This window comes from Streptantibioticus cattleyicolor NRRL 8057 = DSM 46488 (assembly GCF_000240165.1).
In the GTDB taxonomy this organism is placed as follows: domain Bacteria; phylum Actinomycetota; class Actinomycetes; order Streptomycetales; family Streptomycetaceae; genus Streptantibioticus; species Streptantibioticus cattleyicolor.
In genome coordinates, this window is sequence record NC_017586.1 from 2,028,784 (window position 1) to 2,041,421 (window position 12,638).

Annotated in this window: 16 protein-coding genes and 1 riboswitch; of the genes, 6 read left to right on the forward strand and 10 right to left on the reverse strand. The window is 72.5% G+C overall.

Going from position 1 to position 12,638, the window contains the following annotated elements; all coding sequences use genetic code 11:
- Positions 1–118 precede the first annotated feature (118 nt).
- From SCATT_RS08940 to SCATT_RS08960, 5 genes are read right to left on the reverse strand one after another with little or no spacing between them, the layout of a single operon-like run.
- Positions 119–340, reverse strand: coding sequence for a hypothetical protein (locus SCATT_RS08940; protein WP_231905055.1), 222 nt, complete (start codon positions 338–340; stop codon positions 119–121).
- A complete protein-coding gene (locus SCATT_RS08945; RefSeq protein ID WP_014142676.1) occupies positions 337–1,842 on the reverse strand; it encodes a sodium:solute symporter family protein in 1,506 nt (501 codons plus the stop codon). Before SCATT_RS08945 ends, SCATT_RS08940 begins: the two co-directional genes overlap by 4 nt.
- A complete protein-coding gene (locus tag SCATT_RS08950; RefSeq protein ID WP_014142677.1) occupies positions 1,839–2,045 on the reverse strand; it encodes a DUF3311 domain-containing protein in 207 nt (68 codons plus the stop codon). Before SCATT_RS08950 ends, SCATT_RS08945 begins: the two co-directional genes overlap by 4 nt.
- A 10-nt stretch (positions 2,046–2,055) precedes the next feature.
- Positions 2,056–2,811, reverse strand: coding sequence for a class E sortase (locus tag SCATT_RS08955; protein ID WP_014142678.1), 756 nt, complete (start codon positions 2,809–2,811; stop codon positions 2,056–2,058).
- Positions 2,812–2,851: 40 nt separating this feature from the next.
- A complete protein-coding gene (locus SCATT_RS08960) occupies positions 2,852–4,180 on the reverse strand; it encodes a DUF445 domain-containing protein (protein WP_202447161.1) in 1,329 nt (442 codons plus the stop codon).
- A gap of 257 nt (positions 4,181–4,437) precedes the next feature.
- On the opposite strand from SCATT_RS08960, the gene SCATT_RS08965 reads away from it, so the two are divergent.
- The gene (locus tag SCATT_RS08965; RefSeq protein ID WP_014142680.1) at positions 4,438–5,757 is read left to right on the forward strand and encodes an SGNH/GDSL hydrolase family protein; all 1,320 of its coding nucleotides are present in this window, start codon (positions 4,438–4,440) and stop codon (positions 5,755–5,757) included.
- On the opposite strand, the gene SCATT_RS08970 is transcribed toward SCATT_RS08965, so the two are convergent.
- The gene (locus SCATT_RS08970; RefSeq protein WP_231905056.1) at positions 5,691–6,083 is read right to left on the reverse strand and encodes a MazG-like family protein; all 393 of its coding nucleotides are present in this window, start codon (positions 6,081–6,083) and stop codon (positions 5,691–5,693) included. The two genes, SCATT_RS08965 and SCATT_RS08970, sit on opposite strands and share 67 nt — an antisense overlap.
- Before the next feature lie 26 nt (positions 6,084–6,109).
- Positions 6,110–6,550 (reverse strand): ATP-binding protein, encoded by a 441-nt coding sequence (locus tag SCATT_RS08975; RefSeq protein ID WP_014142682.1) that lies wholly within the window; start codon positions 6,548–6,550, stop codon positions 6,110–6,112.
- Positions 6,551–6,754: 204 nt separating this feature from the next.
- On the opposite strand from SCATT_RS08975, the gene SCATT_RS08980 reads away from it, so the two are divergent.
- From SCATT_RS08980 to SCATT_RS08995, 4 genes are all read left to right on the forward strand, one after another.
- Positions 6,755–7,615 carry a helix-turn-helix domain-containing protein gene (locus tag SCATT_RS08980; protein WP_014142683.1) on the forward strand — a complete coding sequence of 287 codons (861 nt, stop codon included), beginning with the start codon at positions 6,755–6,757 and terminating at the stop codon, positions 7,613–7,615.
- A gap of 3 nt (positions 7,616–7,618) precedes the next feature.
- Complete coding sequence (locus tag SCATT_RS08985; protein WP_014142684.1) at positions 7,619–7,834, forward strand: DUF397 domain-containing protein; 216 nt, start codon at positions 7,619–7,621, stop codon at positions 7,832–7,834.
- 17 nt (positions 7,835–7,851) lie between these two features.
- The gene (locus SCATT_RS08990) at positions 7,852–8,157 is read left to right on the forward strand and encodes a hypothetical protein (protein ID WP_014142685.1); all 306 of its coding nucleotides are present in this window, start codon (positions 7,852–7,854) and stop codon (positions 8,155–8,157) included.
- 114 nt (positions 8,158–8,271) lie between these two features.
- Complete coding sequence (locus SCATT_RS08995) at positions 8,272–10,713, forward strand: transglycosylase domain-containing protein (protein ID WP_014142686.1); 2,442 nt, start codon at positions 8,272–8,274, stop codon at positions 10,711–10,713.
- A gap of 19 nt (positions 10,714–10,732) precedes the next feature.
- Here the strand turns inward: SCATT_RS08995 and SCATT_RS09000 are convergent, their stop codons facing one another.
- The 3 genes from SCATT_RS09000 to SCATT_RS09010 all read right to left on the reverse strand — a co-directional run bounded on the left by SCATT_RS09000 (position 10,733) and on the right by SCATT_RS09010 (position 11,980).
- A complete protein-coding gene (locus tag SCATT_RS09000) occupies positions 10,733–11,050 on the reverse strand; it encodes a DMT family transporter (RefSeq protein ID WP_014142687.1) in 318 nt (105 codons plus the stop codon).
- Between the two features lie 37 nt (positions 11,051–11,087).
- Positions 11,088–11,154: riboswitch (guanidine-III (ykkC-III) riboswitch) on the reverse strand.
- A 19-nt stretch (positions 11,155–11,173) separates the two neighbouring features.
- Entirely contained in the window at positions 11,174–11,476 is a 303-nt protein-coding gene (locus SCATT_RS09005; protein ID WP_042507628.1) for a GroES family chaperonin, read from the reverse strand.
- Positions 11,477–11,650: 174 nt separating this feature from the next.
- Positions 11,651–11,980, reverse strand: coding sequence for a DUF3618 domain-containing protein (locus SCATT_RS09010; protein WP_014142689.1), 330 nt, complete (start codon positions 11,978–11,980; stop codon positions 11,651–11,653).
- Positions 11,981–12,142: 162 nt separating this feature from the next.
- Here SCATT_RS09010 and bcp point away from each other — a divergent pair, with 162 nt between their 5' ends.
- On the forward strand, positions 12,143–12,610 hold the full coding sequence (gene bcp, locus SCATT_RS09015) for a thioredoxin-dependent thiol peroxidase (protein ID WP_014142690.1): 468 nt from the start codon (positions 12,143–12,145) through the stop codon (positions 12,608–12,610).
- Positions 12,611–12,638 lie beyond the last annotated feature (28 nt).

A 12,638-nucleotide genomic window follows, 5' to 3' on the forward strand; every position in this document is an offset into this window, starting at 1 on the left:
TGGTCGTGGGTGGGCAGGGCTTGCGGGCCCGCCGCCGTGCGGACCCGCGCCCACGGCCCGGCTCAGCGGCCGACTTGTTCGATCCTCCAAGCCCGATCGGCCGCTCCGCAACACCCGCTCACCTGCTGGACTCCCCGGCATCCGGTGTCACCCGCGCCCCACGCGACAACACCGCCCGCTCGACCGCCGTCCACGCCGTGGTGGTGACCAGGTAGACCCCGGCCGCGAGCGGCACCACCGCCGCCGTCACCAACGTCCCGAACGACAGCAACGGCACCCACCGGGCACCCGGTGCCGCGTTCTGCGCCGCCATGGCCGAGCGGGGCCGACCAGCGCTCACCCAGTGGCACGTTCACGTTCGGACACCGGCTGGTTCCACGCCTCCTCGGCGAGCACCTCGGTGTCCGGGCGGGGGTCGTGGGGGCGGGGGGTGGCGTAGGTGGCGGCGAGGGTGACCGCGATGTTGACGCCGAGGGCGAGGAGTCCGGCGTTGACGCCCCAGAGGGGGTCGTGGCCGGAGAAGACCAGGGCGCAGACGGTGCCGAAGCCGGCGGCGAGGCCGGCGACGGCGCCGGGCAGGGTGAGCCGGCGCCAGAGGAGGCCCACCAGGACCATCGGCACGAGTTGGGCCATGCCCTCGTAGGAGATGAGCGAGAGCCGCACCAGGGTCTCCGGTACCTGGTAGGTCATCAGGAGGGCGAGGGCGCCTGCGGCGACCACGACGACCTGGGACCACAGCTTCTGGCGGTTGGCCAGCCGGGGTACCGCGCCCAGTACGCTGCGGCCCCACATCGTGCCGATGACCAGCATGAAGACCGCCATCGGCACGATCGAGGAGAGCGCCGCCGCGACCCCGACCAGGCCCACCAGCCAGGCCGGCAGGGCGTCCACCACCAGCTTGAACAGCGCCAGGTTGGAGCCGGCCCCGGTCAGTCCGGGCACCACGAACAGCGCCGCCATGCCCAGCAGCACCGGGACGAAGAGCAGCACCTGGTACCAGGGGAGCCAGACGGCGTTGCGGCGCAGCACCTCGGCGTCGCGGGCACCGAGGTAGCCGACGACCGTGGTCGGGAAGACCACCACGGTCAGGGAGTTGAGCAGGCTGGTGGTGATGAACCAGCTCTGGCCCAGCCCCGGGGAGGCGTGGCCGGGGAAGGTGAGCCACTGCGGCCGTTCGGCGACCATGCGGTGGAGCAGGTGGCCGTAGCCGCCGAAGTAGTGCAGCGGGACGTAGACCGCGAGCACCGCGAGGGTGCCGATGACGAGCACGTCCTTGAGCACCGACACCCACGCGCTGCCGCGCAGTCCGCTGACCACCACGAAGCCGGTGGTGACCAGGAAGGCGATGAAATAGGCCCAGTTGAGGCTGATCGTGCCGTAGGAGATGGTGGCGACCACCACGCCCATGCCGGTGATCTGGAGCTGTACGTACGGCAGCAGGCAGACCGAGGCGAGGACGGCGACGGCGGCGCCGAGCCAGGGGCTGGCGAACCGGTGGGCGACGATGTCGGTGACGGTGACGAGGTCGTGGCGGCGGGCGTAGGACCACAGCATGGGTCCGGCCAGGTAGCCGACCGCGTAGCCGCAGGAGAGGTAGGCGACCACGTAGAGCACGGGGACGCCGTAGTTGTAGCCCCAGCCGGCGGCGCCCAGGTAGCTGAAGCTGGTGTAGCTCTCGCCGGCCATCAGCACCCAGATGAAGACGGTGCCCAGGCTGCGTCCGCCCACCGACCACTCCCCCAGCCCGCCGGCCCGGCCGTGGCCGCGTACCGCGAGCAGGCCGAGGACCACGGTGAGCACCATGAAGGCGGCGAAGACCGAGGTGGCGACGGTGGCGTTCACCGGCGGGCCGCCGGGTCCCCGCGGTGCGCCAGCCAGACGGCGACCGGGGTGGCCACGGTGGCGAGCAGCATCCAGAAGAACAGGAACGGAATCCCGAAGACCGTCGGCCGTACCCGGTTGACCAGCGGAAGCGCCACCAGGAAGAGCGCGTACGGAACGAGCAGCCAGAGCAGTGACCGGCGGCGGGCGAAAGGCTTGGACACGGCGACGACCCTAACGCGCCCCCACCGGGCGGCGCGGCTCCTCGGCACGCAACCGCGCCCACACCACCAGCCGGTAGCGCGAGGTGAACTCCGGCGTGCAGGTGGTGAGTGTGAGGTAGTAACCGGCCCCGGTCATCCGCCGCTCCGGGTGGACGCCGCTGTACGGGACGGGGGCGATCACCGTGCCGTCGTACGGGGAGGTCTGCGGCACGGTCTGCTCGACGGCGTAGGTGTAGCGGGCGTCGGCGGTCTCGATGAGCACGGTGTCGCCGGGGCGTACCCGGTCGAGGTGGCGGAAGGGTTCGCCGTGGGTGTTGCGGTGGCCGGCGAGGGCGACGTTGCCGGGCTGTCCGGGTTCGGCGGTGCCCGGGTAGTGGCCGACGTAGCCGAGGTTGAGCACGGTGGCCTTGTCGGTGCCCTCGGCGATGGGCGCGGTCAGGCCGATGGCGGGGACGCGGATGACGGCGTAGCCGGAGCCGGGACGGGGGTCGCCGGGGGCGGGGCCGCCGGCGGTTCCGTGGTGGCCGGCGGGTGACGGGGCGGGGCCGCCGCGATCCGGTCCGGCGGACGGCGGCGGCGTGGCGCCCGGGGCGGCCGAGGGGCGGGCGTCCCAGTCGCGTTCCAGCGCCGCCACCTCGTGCCGGGCACCGGCCTCGGCCTCGGCGTTGGTCCACCACAGCGCGTGGACGACCAGCAGCAGCACCACGGCCCCGATGGTCACCGCCGCCTCGCCCAGCGCCCACAGCACGCGCCCGGCCCATCTCATGGCCGCACACGGTAACTGACGATGCGTCAGCTTGCCAGGCTCAGGCGCCCGCCAGCCGGGAGACGGTGTAGATCAGCAGCCCGGCCAGCGCGCCGACCACGGTGCCGTTGATCCGGATGAACTGCAGGTCGCGGCCGACGTGGGCCTCGATCTTGCGGGAGGTCTGGTCGGCGTCCCAGCTCGCCACCGTCTCGGTGATCAGCGCGGTGATCTCGTCCCGGTAGGTGGTCACCACGTAGGTGGCGGCGTCCTCCAGCCAGCCGTCCACCTTCTCACGCAGCCGGGCGTCGGAGGTCATCCGGGCACCCAGCGAGAGCAGCGCGGACCGGGTGCGCAGCCGCAGTTCGCTGCGTTCGTCCTCGGCGGCGGCGACCACGGTGGCGCGGACCGCGTTCCACGCCGACTCGATGACGTCCTGCACCTCGGCGCGGGCGAGCAGATCGCGCTTGAGGCGTTCGACCCGGGCCCGGGTGTCGGGGTCGGAGCGCAGTTCGGCGGCGAAGTCGGCGAGGAAGCGGTCGATCGCGCCGCGCGCCGGGTGGTCGGGCATGTCGCGCATCTCGGTGACGAAACGCAGCAGTTCCTTGTAGACCCGCTCGCCGATCCGGCGGTCCACGAAGCGCGGGGTCCACCCCGGGGCGCCGCCCTCGACGGCGGCCATCACCGAGTCGCCGTGGGCCACCAGCCAGTCGCGGGCGCGGACGCAGACCAGGTCGACCACCTTGCGGTGGCCGCCGTCGGCCACCACGCGGTCCAGCATCCGGCCGAGCCCGGGGGCGACCTCCAGCGCGTCGGCCCGCCGGTTGACCGCCTCGGTGACCACCGCCTGCACGTCGGAGTCGCGCAGTACGGTCAGCGCGCCGCGCAGCGCGGCGGCGGCCTGCTCGGTGACCCGGTCGGCGTGCTCGGGCTCGGAGAGCCAGCGGCCGAGCCGGGCGCCGATGCCGACCGCGCGCAGCCGGGCCCGTACCACCGGCGCGGACAGGAAGTTCTCGCCGACGAACTCGCCGAGCGAGCGGCCGAGGACGTCCTTCTTGGTGGGGATGATCGCGGTGTGCGGGATCGGCAGCCCCAGCGGGCGCTTGAAGAGCGCGGTGACCGCGAACCAGTCGGCCAGCGCGCCGACCATGCCGGCCTCCGCCGCCGCCGAGACGTACCCCGCCCAGGCCCCGGCACCGGCCGCCTGGGCCCACCGGGCGAGCCCGTAGACCACCGACGCGGTGACCAGGAAACCGGTCGCGATCAGCTTCATCCGCCGTACCCCGCGCCGCCGTTCGGCGTCCGCCGGGCCGAAGGCGAAGCCGCCGGGGTGCCCCGGTCCGGTCCGTTCCGCCGGGCGCTTCGCACCGGTATTCGTCACCGCGTCCATCCGTTCCACCCCGTGATTCTCCCTGGCCGGCCGCTTCCGGCCACGGTGGTGGAACGAACGGCGGGTTCCCGTCGTCCTCCCCGGTGGCGGCCGGTGCCCGTACCGGCGACGGGCCGTCGGAAGGGTGTGCGGACGCCGTGGGATCATGGAAGGGTGCCGCGGACCGGATTCGCGGTGCGCGTCGGCGCCGTGCGCCCGGACGCGCCCGCCGCGCCGGGAGCCCGCGTCTGCCCGAGGAATCCGAGGAGAAGCACCGCGTGACCCGGAAATCCGGTTATGCCCTGCTCGCCGCGCTGGCCGCGGTGGTCGCCCTGGTCTGTACCGCGATCGTGGTCGGCGTCGGGGGCGCACGGACGGAGACGTCCACCGACGCCGAGGCGCCCCGCCCCAGGGCCTCGGCCGCCGCCCCCGCCATCGCCGGCACCTGGGTGGGCACCTGGTCCGCCGCCGCCGCGGCGACGGAGCCCGACACCCCGCACGGCTACCCGGACACCTCGATCCGCAACGTGGTCCACACCAGCGTCGGCGGCACCGCGGCCCGGGTGCAGCTCTCCAACGTCTTCGGCACCGTCCCGGTGACCTTCACCCACGTCACCCTCGGGGTGGCCGACGCGCCCAGCAGCCCCCGCGCGGTCCCCGACACCCTCACCACGCTGGCGTTCGGCGGACGCCCGGCGGTGACCATACCGGCGGGCCAGTCGGTGGTGAGCGACGCGGTACGGCTGCGCGTGCCCACCGCAGCCGACCTGCTGATCACCACCTACTCGCCCACCCCGGCCGGGCCGGTCACCTACCATCCGCACGCCCGGCAGACCTCCTACCTGGCCCACGGCGACCACGCCGGCGACCCGTCCGGCGCCGCGTTCACCGAGCGGAGCCCGTACTGGCGTTACGTCACCGCCGTCGACGTGTGGACCGACGACGCGAACGGTGCCGTGGTCGCCCTCGGCGACTCCATCACCGACGGCGTCACCTCCACCGTGGACGCCGACCACCGCTGGCCCGACTACCTGGCGCAGCGCCTGCGCACCAGCCCGGACGGCCCCCGGCTCGGCGTCCTCAACGCCGGCATCAGCGGCAACCGGATCCTCACCGACGCCGCCCCCTCCATCGCCTGGAACGGCCCGCGCGCCCTGGAACGCGCCTTCCGCGACGCGCTCTCCCGCACCGGCGTCAAGGCGATGGTCGTCGAACTCGGCATCAACGACATCATCGAACTGCCGCACCGGACCGACCCCGACGCCATCGTGGCCGGCCTCCAGCAGATCACCCGCGAGGCCCACGCCCACGGCGTCCGGGTGGTCGGCGGCACCCTGATGCCCTTCGGCGGCCAGCGCAGCTGGACCCCGGCCCTGGAACGGGTACGCCAACGCGTCAACGCCGCCATCCGCAGCGGCAAGGTCTTCGACGACGTCGTCGACTTCGACCACGCCCTGCGCGACCCGCGCCACCCGCAGCGCCTGCTGCCCGCCTACGACTCCGGCGACCACCTCCACCCCACCGACGCGGGCTACGAGGCGATGGCCGACGCGCTCTCGCTGCCCACGCTGACCGGTCCCGCCCCGGCCGGGGTCTGACCGCCCAGCGACCGCTCAGCCACGTACGCGAGGCGTTCCTCGAACACCTCCGCCGCGCGCGGCGTGATCGTCCTGAGCGCCACCATGCTCGTGACGATCACGTCGCACAACTCCGCCTGCACGTCCTCCCACGTATGGCTCCGGCCCTTGCGCGGATTCCCCCCGGTCACCCCGTGCACCGCCTCGGCCACCTCCCCCGCCTCCTCGGTGATCTTCAACACCCGCAACAACCGCGCCACCTCCGGCGGTGCCGTCCCGCACTCCTCGTCGAGCCAGCGGACGAGGCGGTCGACGGTGTCCCAGTGGGTTCGCATGTGGTGCTCCATGGAGGACACCGTACGGGGGCCGGGCGTCATCGGGGGACCGCGTTCCGGTTCCGCGCCGACAGCCTCATCTCGGCCCAGACGCTCTTGCCGACGACCTGGGGGACCACGCCCCAGCGTCCGGCCAGGGCCACCACCAGCAGCAGCCCGCGTCCGCCCTCGGCGCCGTCCACGTCCGCCGCCGGGCACCGGCCGCCGTCCCCACCGTCCGGAACGCCGGTGGCCCAGTCGCGCACCTCCACCCGCAGGCACGGCCCGTCGAGGTGATACGCCACGGCCACGCCGCTGCCCCGTGAGGCCCGTCCGTGGACGACCGCGTTGGTGACCAACTCGCTGACCAGCAGCGCCAGATCGTCCGCGATCTCCGGGATGCCCCACTCGGCGGCCAGTTGCCGGGCCCTGCCGCGCGCGGCGGTGACGGCGGGCCGGTACCGCCGGTACCGGAGGTGTTCCGTCCGCTGGACAGTCATGCGCGCCCCCTTGGCACAGGTGTGTGGCCATACCTCGATCCGGTGACAGTGCGTTGATGGCTCATCGACACTGTGCGAGCATCATGCGCAGCAACGCTGATGAAGTGTCAAGTCCACACTTTGCCGATTCGCACCCATGGTTGCCGCCGCCCAGCGGTGAACGGCAGACTTGACCTGCGCAAGGAGTAGGGGGACGTCCCGAAAATGCCCATCAACACCAACCCGACGATCCGTCAACGGCGTTTGGCGAGGCGACTGCGCGAGCTGCGGACCGCCGCCGGGCTGACCTACGCCGACGTCTCCGAGGTACTGGGCTCCGACCGGTCCAAGATCGGGCGCATCGAGAACGCGCAGTCGGGCATCCGCCTCCCGGATCTGCGGGCCCTGCTGGACGCCTACGGCGTGACCGACCCCGCGCAGCGGCACGAGATCGAAGTGCTGGCGCGCGAGTCGAAGCAGAAGGGATGGTGGTCCCGCTACAGCCACGCCGTCGACTCCGCCTACGCCGCGTACGTGGCCGTGGAATCCGACGCCGGCGAGCTGTACAACGTCGAGACCCACCTCGTACCGGGCCTGCTGCAAACTCCCGAATACACCAAGGCCCTCATCGAGTTGCAGGTTCCCGACGCCACCGCCGAACACGTCGAAACGCAGATCACCGTACGCAGCGAACGCCGCAAGGTACTCACCCGGGAAAACCCGCTCCAACTGTGGGTCATCATCTCCGAAAGCGTGCTCCACCACCGGGTGGGCTCCCGGGGCGTCATGAAGGCCCAGCTCGAATCGCTGGCCGAGGACAGCAGACTGCCCAACGTGCAGCTCCAGGTACTCCCCCGCGAGGACCCGATGAACGCCTGCCTGTTCGGGCCGTTCGTCATCATGAGCTTTCCGACGGCCAGCGAGACGGACGTGGTCTACACCGACTCGTCCACCAGCACCGTCTACTACGAGGACCCGGCCGACGTCGATGTCTACACCACACTGTTCCGCCGCTTGAACATGGCGGCGACAAACGTCAACAAGTCACGGGCGCTCATCCTGGACGCCATAAGGGAAATGGGGTAGACGATGAATACGTACATCGAATCCGCGTCGGCGGCCGGAGTTGAGTGGACGAAGTCTTCCCACTCGGGAAACAACAACAACTGCGTCGAAGTCGCCGCACTCGGCACCGGCATACGCGCCATACGTGACAGCAAGGACCCGCACGGCCCCGCGCTGACCTTCACGGCAAGAGAATTCGCCGCGTTCGTACACGCCGCCGCGGACGGCGAGTTCGACTGAGCCGAGGCACACGGAACGTGGCCGAAGCCGGGGAGGACGAGCTGGCCGCCGCCGAGGAGCAGCTGCGGCTCGCGCTCGGCATCCACGGCCTGGACCGCGGGCGCACCCGGGCGATCGTCCTCGCCGGCCTCGGTCACGTCCAGCTCGAGCAGGGTGACACCGGCCGGGCGCTGGCGACCTGGCAGGCGTTCCTCGACTGCGCGACCGGGGTGCGTTCGGTGCGGGTGGACAACGGGCCGGCCGGCATCACCGCGCGGCTGCGGAGCGTCCCCGCAGGCCCCGCCGCGCAGGCGCTCCGGGAGCGGATCGCCGGCCTCGGCTGAAGGCGGCGCCGACCTGGACGTTGCGCCATCCCGGTGGAAAGATCCCGCCGTTCGGAGCGTCACAAGGTAGTTACGGGTACAACCTCAGGCCATGGCCGAGGAGTCTGTACAGACATGAGCGACGAGCCTTCACGGCCGGACGACGGGGACGCGCGGGCACACGGCGCGGGGCACCGGCACCGCAGGAGGCGCCGGCGGACCGGGTGGCGGCGGCTGGTGCCGACGTGGCGGATGACGCTCGGCGGGGTGCTGCTGTTGCTGCTGCTGGTGTGCGGCGGGTTCGTCGCGGGGTACCTGCTGGTGGACATCCCGCCCGCGAACGCCGCGGCGACCGCGCAGAACAACGTGTACCTGTACGCGGACGGGACCACCGAGATCGCCCGCAGCGGCGCGGTCAACCGGCAGAACGTACCGCTCAGCCAGGTGCCCCGCAGCGTGCAGCACGCGGTGCTGGCGGCGGAGGACCGCGACTTCTACTCGGAGTCGGCGGTGGACCCGCGGGCGATGGTGCGGGCGGCGTGGTACACCCTCAACGGCCGTGGCCGGCAGTCGGGTTCGACCATCACCCAGCAGTACGTGAAGAACTACTACCTCACGCAGTCGCAGACGGTGAAGCGCAAGGTGGAGGAGTTCTTCATCGCCATCAAGCTGGACCGCGAGGAGAGCAAGGACCAGATCCTCGAAGGCTATCTGAACACCAGCTTCTACGGCCGCAACGCCTACGGGATCCAGGCCGCCGCGCACGCGTACTACAACAAGGACGTCTCCAAGCTGACCACCGCCGAGGGCGCGTACCTGGCCTCGTTGCTCAACGCGCCGAGCGCGTACGACGTGGTGGCCGAGCCGCAGAACAGGGACCGGGCGGTGGCCCGCTGGAACTACGTGCTGGACGGCATGGTCAAGAAGGGGTGGCTGAGCGCGGCGGAGCGGCAGCGGATGCGGTTCCCGATGCCGGTGAAGTCGGTGCTGGGCAACGGGCTGTCCGGGCAGCGCGGTTACCTGGTGGAGGCGGTGCGCAACTACCTGATCGAGAACAAGGTGGTGGACGAGCAGACGCTCGCGGCGGGCGGCTACCGCATCGTCACCACCATCGACAAGGCCAAGGAGGACGCCTTCGTCAAGGCCGCCCAGGACCAGTTGCTGAGCAAGCTGAGCGGTTCCGGCAGCGACCGGTACGTACGGGCCGGCGGCGCATCGGTGGATCCGGCCACCGGGGACGTGGTGGCGCTCTACGGCGGCCTGGACTACACCAAGCAGTACGTCAGCAACGCCACCCGCCACGACTACCAGGTGGGGTCGACGTTCAAGCCGTTCGTGCTCGCCTCGGCGCTGGAGCACTCGGCCAGCACCCAGGACGGGCAGCCGATCACCCCGGACACCCGGTACGACGGCACCAACCACCGTGAGGTGCAGGGGCCGGACGGCCCGGTGGGGTACGCGCCGGCCAACGAGGACGACCGCTCCTACGGCGACATCACGGTCACCGAGGCCACCAACCGCTCGGTCAACGCCGTCTACGCGCAGATGGCGCAGGACGTCGGCGCGCAGAACGTCAAGCGCACCGCGATCGACCTGGGCGTCCCGGAGAACACCCCGGACATGCCGAGCCGGCCGGCGATCGCGCTGGGCACCGCGACCGCCAGCGCGGTGGAGATGGCCTCGGCGTACGCGACCCTCGACGACCACGGGCGCTACCTGCCGTACTCGCTGGTGGCCAAGGTGAGCCGGGGCGGGGAGAACGTGACCCTGCCGCACCGGGATGGCCGCCAGGCGGTGAGCCGGCGGGCCGCCGACACCACCACGGCGGTGCTGCGGGACGTGGTGGACAGCGCCGACGGCACCGGCAACGCCGCGCAGGCCGCCGGGCGCCCGGCGGCCGGCAAGACCGGCACCGCCGAGTTCGACCAGGCGGTGTGGTTCGCCGGCTACACCCCCGACCTGGTCACCGTGGTCACGGTGATGGGCGAGGACTCCGACACCGGCAAGCACGAGTCGCTGTACGACGTCACCGGGCTGGACCGGGTCAACGGCGGCGGCTACCCGGCGCAGATCTGGGCGCAGTACACCGCCGACGCGCTCCAGGGGCGTCCGGTGGCCGACTTCGACCTCCAGGCGGCCGGGGACACCGGTCTGCCGCCGTCGGCCCCGCCGTCCTCGTCCTCCTCCGCGCCGGCCTCGCCGCCGGCCAGCGCTCCCCCGGCGACGCCGCCGGGGACCACGGCGCCGCCGCCGACGCCGCCGGCGACCTCGGGGCCGCCCACCATGAACCCGGCCGGCGGCGGCCAGGGCGGGGTGACGGTGGGGACCAGCGGCGGTCCGGCCGGGGGCGCCACGGAGGGCGGCGCGGGCGGTCCGGGCGGCGGTACCTCCACCGGCGCCAGCCGGGGCGGCGAGGGCGGTACGACCGTGGGCCCGTCGGGCGGCGGCCAGGGCGGCGCCTCGGCGGGGACGGCGGGCACCGGCCCCGGCGGGGCGGAGGGCGGCGCCCAGGGCGGACCGGGTGCCGCCGGGGACGCCGGGGCGGCGGACGGCGCCCAGGGCCCGCCGCCCCCGTGACGGGTACGCCCGCCCGGGCTCACTTCGAGGTCAGCTCCAGGCCGACCACGGCCGCGACCAGCAGGGCGAGGAAGAAGACCCGGGCCGGGCGGACGGGCTCACCGAAGAGCACCATGCCGAGCACCGCGGTGCCGACCGCGCCGACGCCCACCCAGACGCCGTAGGCGGTGCCCACCGGCAGCCGCCGCACGGCCACCGTCAGCAGCCCCATGCTCACCACGACCCCGGCCACGGTGACCACGCTCGGCCAGAGCCTGGTGAACCCGTCGCTCGCCTTCATCGCGACCGACCAGCACACCTCGAAGACCCCGGCCAGCAACAACAGGACCCACGCCACGACGACACCTCCACCAGGACGGACGACTTCCACAGGGGGTGCGTCGTCTTTGCGGGTCCCGGTACGGCGCGTCTCGTCGGGTCCTTCCCACGCTAGCAAACGGGGCGGGTCACCCCGGGAGGGTCACAGGTACAGGCCGGTGGAGTCCTCCGAGCCCTGGAGGCGTTCGGCGGCCACCGCGTGCAGGTCGCGCTCGCGCATCAGCACGTAGGCGACCCCGCGCACCTCCACCTCGGCGCGGTCCTCCGGGTCGAACAGGACCCGGTCACCCACCTCCACGGTGCGCACGTTCTGCCCCACCGCGACCACCTCGGCCCAGGCGAGACGGCGTCCGACGGAGGCCGTGGCCGGGATGAGGATGCCGCCGGTCGAGCGGCGCTCGCCCTCCGGGATGTCGGTGCGGACCAGCACCCGGTCGTGCAGCATGCGGATGGGCAGCTTGTCGTGCGTGCGCGCGTCGGCGACGGCGCCGCTGTCGAGGGACGTATTCGAGCTCACGTGCACGACGTTACCCGGCGCTCGCGGCGGACGGGCGCCGGGTGCCCGGGATGGGAGGGTACGTCCCCGCGTCCCGGGCCCGGCGCCGCGCGGGCGGGCCGGTCACTTCTTCTTCTTGCGCTTCGAGGAGCGCCCCGCGAGCAGCGCGACCAGCGCCACCGCGGCGATCGCGGCCGGCACCACCCGTTCCATGCGGGGGGAGCCGTCCTCGGCCACCAGCTCACCGCGGACCGAGGAGATCACCCGGTTCACCGTCACGTAGGCCCGCCCGGCCGTACGGTCCACCGCCTGCCGTGCCGAAGCCCGCGCGTTGCCGGCGATGGTCTTCGGGTGCAACCGCACGCCGATCTCGTCCAGCGTCACGGCGAGCTCCTGCCGCCTGCGGACGATGTCCGCCTCGATCTGAGCGGGAGTCCTGCCACCATCCGCCACCGCGCTGCCTCCGTCACCTCGACCGATATCGTTAGACCTTCAGTGCGGACAGTCTGTCAGCTCGGCCCGGCCGGTGCCGCGCGGCACCCCCTTCGGCGCCGCGACCGCCCGCCGGACGCGACGGCGTCCCGCCCCCGGAACCGACGACGAGGAGCCCCAGCCATGAGCGAGCGCCTTCAGCCCGGCGACACCGCCCCCGCGTTCAGCCTCCCCGACGCCGACGGCGACCAGGTCCGCCTCGCCGACCGCCTCGGCCGCAAGGTCATCGTCTACTTCTACCCCGCCGCGCTCACCCCGGGGTGCACCAAGCAGGCGTGCGACTTCACCGACAACCTCCAACTCCTCGCCGACGCCGGTTACGACGTGATCGGCGTCTCCCCGGACAAGCCGGAGAAGCTGGCGAAATTCCGCGAGCAGGAAAACCTGAAGGTCACCCTGGTCGCCGACCCGGAAAAGGAGGTCATGAAGGCGTACGGGGCGTTCGGCGAGAAGAAGCTGTACGGCAAGACCGTCACCGGGGTGATCCGGTCCACCGTGGTGGTCGACGAGGCGGGCAAGGTCGAGCGGGCGCTGTACAACGTCAAGGCCACCGGCCATGTCGCCAAGATCATCAAGGATTTGGGGATCTGAACGCGGGTACCCGGTGGGGCGTCGGCGA

Coding starts and splice junctions, on each gene's coding strand:
- SCATT_RS08955 (WP_014142678.1), bottom strand. CDS start 2,811: ATGAGATGGGCCGGGCGCGTGCTGTGGGCGCTGGGCGAGGCGGCGGTG.
- SCATT_RS08960 (WP_202447161.1), bottom strand. CDS start 4,180: ATGGACGCGGTGACGAATACCGGTGCGAAGCGCCCGGCGGAACGGACC.
- SCATT_RS08970 (WP_231905056.1), bottom strand. CDS start 6,083: ATGGAGCACCACATGCGAACCCACTGGGACACCGTCGACCGCCTCGTC.
- SCATT_RS08975 (WP_014142682.1), bottom strand. CDS start 6,550: ATGACTGTCCAGCGGACGGAACACCTCCGGTACCGGCGGTACCGGCCC.
- SCATT_RS08980 (WP_014142683.1), top strand. CDS start 6,755: ATGCCCATCAACACCAACCCGACGATCCGTCAACGGCGTTTGGCGAGG.
- SCATT_RS08985 (WP_014142684.1), top strand. CDS start 7,619: ATGAATACGTACATCGAATCCGCGTCGGCGGCCGGAGTTGAGTGGACG.
- SCATT_RS08995 (WP_014142686.1), top strand. CDS start 8,272: ATGAGCGACGAGCCTTCACGGCCGGACGACGGGGACGCGCGGGCACAC.
- SCATT_RS09005 (WP_042507628.1), bottom strand. CDS start 11,476: ATGCTGCACGACCGGGTGCTGGTCCGCACCGACATCCCGGAGGGCGAG.
- bcp (WP_014142690.1), top strand. CDS start 12,143: ATGAGCGAGCGCCTTCAGCCCGGCGACACCGCCCCCGCGTTCAGCCTC.